This window comes from Flavobacterium sp. AJR (assembly GCF_002156885.1).
Taxonomy (GTDB): Bacteria; Bacteroidota; Bacteroidia; order Flavobacteriales; family Flavobacteriaceae; genus Flavobacterium.
In genome coordinates this window covers 1-10,859 of the sequence record NZ_NCWQ01000112.1, presented here as the reverse complement: position 1 = coordinate 10,859, position 10,859 = coordinate 1, and the positions used below count along the sequence as shown (strand labels likewise).

7 protein-coding genes and 2 tRNA genes are annotated in these 10,859 nt (G+C 32.9%); 4 read left to right on the top strand and 5 right to left on the bottom strand.

What is annotated here, in order from left to right:
• Positions 1 to 17: 17 nt before the first annotated feature.
• Positions 18 to 2,657, bottom strand: a complete 2,640-nt coding sequence (locus B8T70_RS21370) for an AsmA-like C-terminal region-containing protein (protein WP_086896157.1) — start codon at positions 2,655 to 2,657, stop codon at positions 18 to 20.
• A 419-nt stretch (positions 2,658 to 3,076) separates the two neighbouring features.
• Positions 3,077 to 4,840 (bottom strand): signal peptide peptidase SppA, encoded by a 1,764-nt coding sequence (sppA, locus tag B8T70_RS21365; RefSeq protein WP_086896156.1) that lies wholly within the window; start codon positions 4,838 to 4,840, stop codon positions 3,077 to 3,079.
• A gap of 136 nt (positions 4,841 to 4,976) precedes the next feature.
• Here sppA and folK point away from each other — a divergent pair, with 136 nt between their 5' ends.
• Complete coding sequence (folK, locus tag B8T70_RS21360; RefSeq protein ID WP_086896155.1) at positions 4,977 to 6,110, top strand: 2-amino-4-hydroxy-6-hydroxymethyldihydropteridine diphosphokinase; 1,134 nt, start codon at positions 4,977 to 4,979, stop codon at positions 6,108 to 6,110.
• Here the strand turns inward: folK and B8T70_RS21355 are convergent, their stop codons facing one another.
• The 3 genes from B8T70_RS21355 to B8T70_RS21345 all read right to left on the bottom strand — a co-directional run bounded on the left by B8T70_RS21355 (position 6,111) and on the right by B8T70_RS21345 (position 7,762).
• Entirely contained in the window at positions 6,111 to 6,704 is a 594-nt protein-coding gene (locus B8T70_RS21355; RefSeq protein ID WP_086896154.1) for a CHAP domain-containing protein, read from the bottom strand.
• Between the two features lie 22 nt (positions 6,705 to 6,726).
• Complete coding sequence (locus B8T70_RS21350) at positions 6,727 to 7,263, bottom strand: RNA methyltransferase (protein ID WP_039114787.1); 537 nt, start codon at positions 7,261 to 7,263, stop codon at positions 6,727 to 6,729.
• Between the two features lie 79 nt (positions 7,264 to 7,342).
• Positions 7,343 to 7,762: a DUF1573 domain-containing protein gene (locus B8T70_RS21345; RefSeq protein WP_039114786.1), complete on the bottom strand. Its 420-nt coding sequence runs from the start codon at positions 7,760 to 7,762 to the stop codon at positions 7,343 to 7,345.
• Positions 7,763 to 7,920: 158 nt separating this feature from the next.
• Here B8T70_RS21345 and mutS point away from each other — a divergent pair, with 158 nt between their 5' ends.
• The 3 genes from mutS to B8T70_RS21330 all read left to right on the top strand — a co-directional run bounded on the left by mutS (position 7,921) and on the right by B8T70_RS21330 (position 10,853).
• Positions 7,921 to 10,530, top strand: coding sequence for a DNA mismatch repair protein MutS (gene mutS / locus B8T70_RS21340; RefSeq protein ID WP_039114785.1), 2,610 nt, complete (start codon positions 7,921 to 7,923; stop codon positions 10,528 to 10,530).
• 150 nt (positions 10,531 to 10,680) lie between these two features.
• Positions 10,681 to 10,753, top strand: a tRNA-Gly gene (locus B8T70_RS21335).
• Between the two features lie 14 nt (positions 10,754 to 10,767).
• Positions 10,768 to 10,853, top strand: a tRNA-Leu gene (locus B8T70_RS21330).
• Positions 10,854 to 10,859 lie beyond the last annotated feature (6 nt).

The following is a 10,859-nucleotide window of genomic DNA, read 5'->3' as shown; positions in this document are numbered from 1 at the left end:
AATGTAATAATGAAATTTTATGGAGTCGTTGCTGGCTCTTCTTTTTTCTTTTTCTTAAACAAACCGTTTAATAAATCACTCGCTTTATTAGTTACTTCTTGAGTGGTTTTTTCTTTATTTGCTGCACCCGCTTTTGTTGTATCTTTTGATTTGGTGTTTTTATTAATCAAATCAGTTAAAGCATTTGTTCCCTGTTTTGTAAGTTTTTCTTTTTGCTGATTTACCAATTGAGTGGTTAAACTCGTAACGGCACTTTTCATATCAGTAGAAACTTTCGGGTTAGAAAAATTCCCAGTCAATAATGCGTTAATCGGAATGTTTTGCAATTTAGCAGCATCGGCAGGAGACATTTTAGCAATAAAAGCATTTGCCTCAGATCCAAGATATTTTGCAGGAACATCTAATTTGATATTATAGTTCATCGTTTGGTCAAAACCATGAGTTCCGCCAACAGTGATTTTAATATCTTGATATTTAATATCAAATGGTTTTACATTTACTTTTCCATTGTCAAAAGTTAGCGCTGCTTTAATATCATTCAAATTCACTTTGTTCATATCAATAAACTTAATATTTGAAGTTAAAGCATTTAATACAGTTGAATTTTTAGAGTTTATAGTAGTCGAAAGTAATTGTCCTAATAAATCTCCTGAAATCGAATTTAAGTCGGGAGTTAATTCCTTCGCATCTAAATTTCCGTTAAGTTTAATAGTCGAATTTAATTTACCATTGATTATTCCTGCTATAGGAGCTATTTTTTTCATCATATCTAGTTGCGTAAAAGTCTGTGCAATATCAACCTGATTGAAACCTAAATTCATATCAAAAGTAGGTACTTTCGCTTTTGTAGAAACAGTTCCGTTTACACCAATTGTACCTCCGAAAATTGATGTTTTAAAGTTCTCCAAAGTTGCTTTTTCATCCTTTACAATTATCTTTCCAGATACATCTTTTAGTTTTAAATTATCATACACAACAGTATTTGCTTTAGCAGATAATGTACAATTTAAGAAAGCTGGAATTTTCATTGCTTCAGCTGGTTTTGCCTTAGCTTTAGTATCAGTTTCTGTTTTAGCTGGAGCAGGTTCTCCTGTAGTCATAAAATCATCAACAACCAATTGGTTTGAACTCATGTTGAAGTTTCCTCTTAACTCTTGTTTCTTAAACATAAAACCGTAGAAGTTTTCAAGAACACCATTAATGCTAATATCACTTTTTCCAGTTGTAGCATCAAATTGTTTTAAGTTAATCGTACTTGGATTAAACTGAACCAATGCAGTACTAATATTCATCGATTTGTTGTTCTCATCTGTATATTTAAAACCAGATAAGCTCATTGTACCCGCATTTTTTATGTTTTGGTATTGACTTTTTTCAACCGAAGCCATATCAAAATTAGTAGTAACATCAGCTTTTAAAATTCCAGCCAATGGTTTGTCCATTTTTATAGGATACGCTTTAGAAAGGTTGGCTAAGTTAATAGTTCCTTTTAAGGCTGCATCTACTATAGGATTTACAGTAATGTTTTTGATATTTGCTTTAGCATTAAAAACATCCTGATCAATCTTGAATGAAAGTTTATCTAAATTTACATAAGTATCATTTAAAATCCCCGTTTCGTTTATAATCTTAGTATCGATTACAATGTTCTGAACCGATTTTGGTAAGTTCGGATATTTAAAAGAAGCATTGTTGGATGCAATTGCAACATTAAATTTAGGAACTGTAGTGTCAGATAATAATCCTTTAGCAAATCCTGCAACAGTAAAATCTCCTGTAGTTTTTACACCATCTAATCCAGATGCATATGCAGAAGGGATTAAACCTAAGAAGTTTGTAAACGATGAGGTTGGAGTTTTAAACTTCAAATCATATTGTTGACCTTCTTTAACCATTTGGATAAAACCATCAAATTCTAATGGTAATTGATTAATTAAAGCTTTGTTCTCTTTAAAGGTATATTTACTTTTATCTAAATCGATACCTAAAACCGCATCAAGAGTTAATGATACATTTTTCATGTAATTTATCTTGTCCATATCCAAGGATACTTTTGCAGTCGATTTTGTAGTTAAGTCCAATTGTGAAGCTGTGAAATCTCCTTTTCCTTCGTGGTTTAAACTATCGATAACCATTTTAATTTTAGAACCCTGATCAAAATATCTAAAAGTGAAATTTTCGATTTTATACCCTTTTATTTTTAAAGAAAGAGGCTTGCTATCTGTTTTGTCTTCCTTTTTAGAGTTGTCTTTTATAGCAATGTCAAAATTTCCAACACCATTTTTGTCGAATATAATATTCACTAATCCGTTTTTGGTATCAATTCCTTGAATGCTCAAAGGTTCGTCTTTTCCTTTGAAAAGTTCTTTGATGCTCATTTTTAAATTCAACTCACCTAAAGAAATAAGTGTATCTCCCTCAAAAGGAGCTTTGTTTATAATCACTAATTTTTCGATAGAAACGTTAGCATTCGGGAAGTTTTTAAATAAACTCAAATCGGCATCAACAAAACTAACCTTAGCGTCAACACTCTCATTGATAGCTTCGGATATTTTGGCTTTTATCTGATCTTTAAAAAAATACGGAATGGCAAATAGTGTTGCAATCAGTAAAACAATTACTATTCCTGCGATTTTTAGAATTTTCTTTACATTCATATACTGAGTTATTTGGATTCAATTATTGCAAGCAAATTTTATGCCTGCTTCTTGCAAAAATAGACTTTTATGCGTAATCCTCTTTGTAATTTTTTCATAAAATGGATTTTCCGCATAATTATTTGTGAGATTTATCTGTTTTTTAACTGCGAAAAAAATAGCCTACTGCATATCGAGGGGCGACTATGAGTAAGCTATTCAAAAAAATAAACAGGTTATATTCGTTAAGAACTTTACCTGCGTAAAGTGTCTTAAATACTTGTATAAGTATACTTCTAATATTTTGCTAAAGTAGCTACAACATATACTTACATGTGTTACCGGTAAATTAAACCTGAGTTAACTTTAAGCGGTTTATGTAAAATAAAAAATCCGTTTAAGTTAGACTCAAACGGATTGTAATTATAATGAAGTTGTAATTATTGAATGGTAATTTGAAACGGAATCATGGCTTGTACGCCTTTCTTGTTTTGTAACCTTTTTATTTGTTCAATAATAACATAATTGTCTTCGCCTATTTCTTCTTTAAGGAAAGCTTCTTTAGATTTTGCAAAAGGTAAATTTTGCAACATATCATTAAATTTCTTATCGTATTCTGGATAGTTTTGTGTACTGAAACTTTTTATTTTAGCCAGACTCGCAGCTTCAGCGATAGCATCATTTAAACCACCAATTTTATCTACAAGACCAATTTTTACAGCCTCAGAACCAGACCAAACTCTTCCTTGTGCAATAGCATCTACTTGTTCAAAAGTCATTTTTCTTCCTTCGGCAACATGAGATACAAATGTTTTGTAAATATGTTCAACGCTTTCTAGTGTTACGGCTTTAAAGTTTTCATCCATAGGCACAAACGGACTATATCTGGCTGAGTTTTCGTGAGTTTTTACTTGTTCAGTATTAATTCCTAGTTTAGTTGCTAGAGGAGTGAAATTTGGTAACACCCCAAAAACTCCGATAGAACCTGTTATTGTATTGCTTTCGGCAAATATTTTATTAGCGTTACATGCAATATAATATCCTCCAGATGCTGCGTAATTACCCATAGAAACAACTACAGGTTTTACTTTTTTTGTTAATTCTATTTCTCTCCAAATCAAATCAGAAGTTAAGGCACTTCCTCCCGGACTGTCGATTCTTAATACAATTGCTTTCACATCTTCATTTTTGCGAGCTTCTTGCAAAGAACGACGCATAGATCCTTCGCCAATAACGGTAACATCACCCTCGCCACTTTGTATTTCTCCTTGTGCATAAATAATCGCTATTTGGTCGCCAGAAGTGTCTGAACTCATTGCAGTAGTAATAATGTTTTGAGTATAATCAGAAATAGAGATTTTATTATAATCTTCATCACCAGTTACTTTTAATGCTTTTTTGATGGCATTATGATACACATCTTCGTAAGCGATAACATCTATAAGACGTTCTGCTTTTGCCATTTCTGGAGTTCTGGCCAAAAGACCATTTGCAATTTCATTTAATCGCGTAACAGGAATGTTTCGGCTTTTAGAAATATCAGCAACTACAGAGCTCCATATTGAGTTTAATAAAGCGCCAGTTTGTTCTCTGTTGGCATCACTCATTTTATTTTCAAGAAATGGTTCAACAGCACTTTTGTATTTTCCATGACGAATTACTTCCATATGGATACCTGATTTATCCTGAAAATCTTTAAAGAACATAATTTCTGATGATAGTCCTTTAAAATCTAAATCTCCAACAGGATTTAGATAGATAGTATTCGCAACTGAGTTTAAATAATATTCTTTTTGCGAATACCCATTAGAATAAGCCATTACAAATTTCCCTGATTTTTTAAAGCTTTCAAGGGCATTACGTAATTCTTTACTTTGTGCCATTCCTAAAGAAGATACATCATTAAGGATAGAGATTCCTTTTATGTTTTCATCCGTTTTTGCAACTTCTATAGCATTAATAATATCTGTTAAGCCAATGCTTTTTTGCTCTGAAAAAATAGTAACCCAAGGGTCTTTATATTTCCCTGCATAATCATTTTGTATTTTTCTTAAATCGAGCTCAATTACAGAGTCACTTTTTATTGTAACAGCATTACTGTCGCCACCAAAAACTGCGGCTAATAACATTATTCCGAAAAAGGATAGCATGAAAAAAACAAAAATACCGATTACGGTAGCTAGTACATTTCCTAAAAATTTCATAATTACATTTTTTTAATAAGTAGCAAAAAAGCTAAAATGTTACAAATCGCGACTTTATATTTTTTTATTTTGTTATAAGTCGTTACACAAATATATTGCTATTTCTAAAATACTTTTAGTTAATTTGCATCTAATTATGAAATCACAGCATCAGGTCGTTTTATCACTAGGAAGTAACCAGGGAAACAGGTTAGAAAATATCGAAAACTGCATTAATTTGATACATCAGGAAATTGGAACTGTTGTTCAGGTTTCGAGATTATATGAAACACCTGCTTGGGGTTTTGAGAGTGATGCGTTTTATAATTGCGCTTTGGTTTTACATACGAATACATCGGCACAAAAAATATTAAATCAGGTTTTAAAAGTCGAAAAGCAATTAGGGCGTATCCGTTCAGAACAGCAAGGATATCAATCCAGGCTTATAGATATAGATGTGATTATTTTTGAAGATGAAGTTATTGATACTGATAAACTTCAAATTCCACATCCTTTGATGCAAAACCGAAATTTTGTTTTGTTGCCTATTCAGGATTTAAACTTAAACTGGAAACATCCGATTCTTCAAAAAACAATTCCAGAATTAATTGCAATAACCCCCGACGATAGTGTTTGTACGGTTGTTCAGGATCTGAAAAATCCATTGCAGGAAATTCCGATGCAACGATTTAATTATATTGCTTTTGAAGGGAATATTGGTGCAGGAAAGACAACTTTGGTTCATAAAATAGCCGACGATTTTAATGCCAAAACAGTATTAGAACGTTTTGCAGATAATCCCTTTTTACCTAAATTCTATAAAGATCAAAACCGATATGCTTTTCCGCTCGAAATGTCTTTTCTTGCAGATCGTTATCAGCAATTATCAGATGATTTAGCTCAATTTGATCTGTTTAAAGATTTTATCGTAGCCGATTATCATATTTTTAAATCATTGATTTTTGCCAAAATTACACTTGCGGAAGATGAATATCGCTTGTATCGCAACTTGTTTGATATTATCTATAAGGAAATGCCAAAACCAGATTTGTATGTTTATTTGTATCAAAATACAGAACGGTTACTGCACAATATAAAAAAACGTGGCAGAAGTTATGAGCAAAATATTTCGGCAGATTATCTAGATAAAATCAACAATGGATATTTAGAATATATTAAATCACAACCAGATTTAAATGTTCTGATTATTGATGTTTCAGATCGTGATTTTGTGAAAAGACATGAAGATTATCTTTTTGTTTTGGAAGAAATTAAGAAGAAAATAGGGTAGTTATTCTTTTCTTAACCAACCCAAAATTCGATCATTGCCAATTATCCATTTGCCTTCTTTTTCAATTAAAGAAAAAACTTCTCTCGATTTGCTAAACGGACCTGGATTTTGCTGTATTATTTCAATCTCATTATCAGTAACATTCGAAACAATTGCAACGTGTCCAAATCGGTTAAAGATGGTTCCGCTATAAATTAAAAGATCATCAGCTTTTGGTTTGCTCACACTCGGATTAGTGTATTGTACCAAATCTCTTTTTTCGTTTCTTTGGCCGTCTTTAAGATCTGCATTAAAAAAGTCTTTGGCATGACCATAACTATCAGGCATTTTATGATTAAAATGCTCGTAATAATATCTTTTTACAAATTCTACACATTGGTATTTTAAGCCAAGATTGTAATTGTCTGTAGTAAGATTTCTATCAGTAACATTATTTACTCCACCATTGTAATAAACGCGCACACCATTTAAACTGTCCAGAGGTTGGCCTATGGTATGTTCTGTATTAAAATTGAATTTTTTAAAAGCCCATATTCCTGAGAAAAGAAATATCGATAGCCCAATTAAGATATAAGTCCTGCGTTTAAGTTTCATTGTAATAGTAATGTCGTTGTTTTTATTTTGGCCAATTCATTTTTTGGAATAAATCCCAAACAACGATCCCTGCACTTACAGATATATTAAGGGAATGTTTAGTTCCTAATTGCGGAATTTCGATACAACCATCGCAAATGGCAACGGCTTCCTGAGCTACGCCATATACTTCGTTTCCAAAGACCAAAGCGTATTTTTTACCTTTTTCAACTTCAAAATCTTGTAGAAAAATGGCACTTTCTACTTGTTCGATTGCCAGAGTTGTAACGTTTTCTTTTTTTAGATTTTCAATTACTTCCAATACATTTTCATGATGTTCCCAAGTAACAGTTTCGGTTGCTCCAAGTGCCGTTTTATGGATTTCTTTGTTTGGTGGTGTGGCTGTAATACCGCACAAGATTATTTTTTCTATCAAAAAAGCATCAGCAGTACGAAAAACAGAACCTATGTTGTGTAAACTACGAATGTCGTCTAATACTAATATAAGAGGTGTTTTGTCTGAATTTTTAAAGTCGGCAATGGTTTTTCTTTCGAGTTCGCTGTTTTCGAGTTTTCTCATAATTGTTTTAAATTCTAGTAATAAAAAAAGCTTCCAAATATTAAGGAAGCTTTTCGTTTATTTTGTGTTGTTTTACGATTTAGCTTTTTGGAGCTTCATCTGCTAAAACTGTACCTTTAATAGTAAGTATTTTAGTTGGCTGTCCAGCTGCATTAGATGTAACTGTTACAGTTTTTGTAAATGCACCAACTCTGTCAGTAGCATATTTTACACCAATAATACCTTTAGCTCCTGGAGCGATAGGCTCTTTTGGAGAAGTTGGTACTGTACAACCACAAGAACCTTGTGTGTTAGTGATGATTAATGGTTTGTTACCGTTGTTAGTAAAAACAAATTCACGTTTTCCATCTGCATTGTGTGCAATTGTACCGTAATCTATAACTTCATTAACGAAAACCATTCCAGCACCATCAACTTTAGCAGCCTTAGCTTTAGCTTGAGCGTTAGATGTAGCAACACTTAACACTGTAAACATTGCAAGTAAAATTATTTTTTTCATTTTTAGTTTTATTTTTTAATTATTAACAAATTTATATAAAATAATGAAAACGAAACTTAAAATTGCCTTAAAAATATTTTAATTTTTTCAGGGATTCTTTATTCGCTTTAAAATTTATAAATTCGCTGTCATAAATTTTCATTTAAAAACATAGTAATTTGGCAGCGAAAGAGAAAGTGGTGAAAGAAACACCCTTAATGAAACAGTACAACGAAATCAAGAGAAAATATCCTGATGCATGTCTGCTTTTTAGAGTTGGCGATTTTTACGAAACCTTTGGGGAAGATGCTATTAGAGCTTCTAAAATTCTAGGAATAACATTAACGAAACGTGGTGCGGGTTCTGAAACCGAAACAGCTTTGGCTGGTTTTCCGCATCATTCTATTAATACATATTTACCAAAATTGGTAAAAGCAGGACTTCGTGTAGCGATTTGTGATCAGCTGGAAGATCCTAAAATGACCAAAACAATCGTAAAAAGAGGGGTTACAGAACTGGTAACTCCGGGAGTTTCTCTTAACGATGAAGTATTGCAGTCGAAAACTAATAATTTTTTGGCATCGGTTTATTTTACTAATAAAAATATCGGTGTTTCATTTCTGGATGTTTCTACAGGAGAATTTCTTACTGCGCAAGGAAATGCGGAGTACATAGATAAGTTATTGCAAAATTTTAATCCAAGTGAAGTTTTAGTTCCAAAGCATAATAAGAGTGATTTTAAAGATGCCTTTGGAGAAGATTTTCATAGTTTTTATTTAGAAGATTGGATTTATAAGGAAGATTACGCTTTTGAGATTTTGACGAAACATTTTCAAACCGTTTCCTTAAAAGGTTTTGGAATAGAAGAATTAAAAGAAGGAATTATTGCTTCGGGAGCAATCTTGTATTATTTATCCGAAACACAACATAATAGAGTACAACATATAACCGCAATTCAGCGTATTGCTGAAGATGCTTATGTATGGATGGATCGTTTTACGATTCGTAATCTGGAATTGTATCATAGTTATAATCCAAATGCAGTTACGCTTTTGGATGTTATCGATAGAACGCTTTCGCCAATGGGTGGACGTTTGTTAAAACGATGGCTGGCATTGCCTCTTAAAGATAGTAATAAGATAAAAAGCCGTCATGAAGTAGTAACGTATCTAAAGGAGAATCAAGAAGTGCTACATGATATTCAGTATCAAATTAAGCAAATATCCGATTTAGAACGTTTGATTTCCAAAATTGCAGCGGGGAAAGTTTCTCCTCGTGAGATTGTTTATTTAAAGGAATCTCTGGATGCTATAATTCCGATAAAAGAACTTGCACTTAAAAGCCCACAAGAAGCGGTAAAAGTAATAGGAGATAGTTTGCATAGTTGTGAATTATTGCGTGAGAAAATTAAAACGACCTTAAATCAGGAATCAGCACCAGTATCTATTAATAAAGGAAACGCTATTGCAAAAGGGATCAGTGAAGAACTGGATGATTTACGAGCAATATCGACTTCAGGAAAAGAATATTTAGAAGGGATTGAAACCAGAGAATCGCAAAGAACAGGGATTACTTCTTTGAAGATATCATTCAATAATGTTTTTGGATATTATATCGAGGTTCGAAATACGCATAAAGACAAAGTACCTGCAGAATGGATTCGTAAACAAACGTTGGTAAATGCAGAGCGTTATATTACTGAGGAATTAAAAGAATACGAAACTAAAATTCTAGGAGCCGAAGAGAAAATTCATAAAATAGAGTTGGAGCTTTTTGAGCAATTAGTCTCTTGGATTACAACATATATCAAGCCCGTGCAAATGAATGCAAGCTTGGTAGCACAATTAGATTGTTTGTGTTCGTTTACGCAACTAGCAATCGAGAATAAATACGTTTGTCCGGAAATAGATGAAACTTTCGAATTGGAAATTAAAAACGGAAGACATCCTGTTATCGAAAAACAATTACCAGTTGGAGTACCTTATATCGCTAATGATGTTTTCTTAGATAGAGAAACGCAACAAATAATAATGATTACTGGACCCAACATGTCTGGTAAGTCTGCTATTTTGCGTCAAACAGCTTTAATTGTATTGCTGGCTCAAATGGGAAGTTTTGTTCCTGCGGACAGTGTTAGGATGGGAATGGTTGATAAGATATTTACCAGAGTAGGAGCTTCGGATAATATTTCGATGGGAGAATCGACTTTTATGGTCGAGATGAACGAAACAGCTTCTATTCTGAATAATATCTCAGACAGAAGCTTGGTTTTGTTAGACGAGATAGGAAGAGGAACAAGTACGTATGATGGAATTTCGATTGCGTGGGCAATTGCTGAGTTTTTACATGAGCATCCGTCAAGACCTAAGACTTTATTTGCTACGCATTATCATGAGTTAAATGAAATGACTGATTCGTTACCAAGAATCCAGAATTATAATGTTGCTGTAAAAGAATTAAAAGATACTGTCCTTTTTATCCGAAAACTGGTAAAAGGAGGTAGCGCACATAGTTTTGGTATTCATGTGGCAAAAATGGCTGGAATGCCTCAAATTGTAATCTTGAAAGCACAGAAACTTTTAAAGAAACTAGAGAAGGATCATTCGAGCGATGCGTTAAACGGAGTTAAATCAGATAGTGATGAGATGCAAATGAGTTTCTTTAATCTGGATGATCCATTATTAGAAGAGATAAAAGAAGAGATCTTAAATCTTGATATAAATGCGATAACCCCAGTAGAAGCACTGATGAAGCTTAATGAGATAAAAAGAATGATTACGAGGAAATAATTTCAATTTTTAAAGAATACGTTATCAGAATGTTATGTTTTTTGTGGAATTTTTTTTGAAAAAAGGCTTGTTTAATTCAATAAATGTCCTAAATTTGCACTCGCAATACAGAACAATTCAAGTGTTGTAGTTCTTAAATAAAAATGAAATGCGAAAATAGCTCAGTTGGTAGAGCGCGACCTTGCCAAGGTCGAGGTCGCGGGTTCGAGCCCCGTTTTTCGCTCAACACCACATAATGCTCGGATGGTGAAATTGGTAGACACGCTGGACTTAAAATCCAGTGAACAGCAATGTTCGTGCGGGTTCAAGTCCCGCTCTGAGTACTAAAA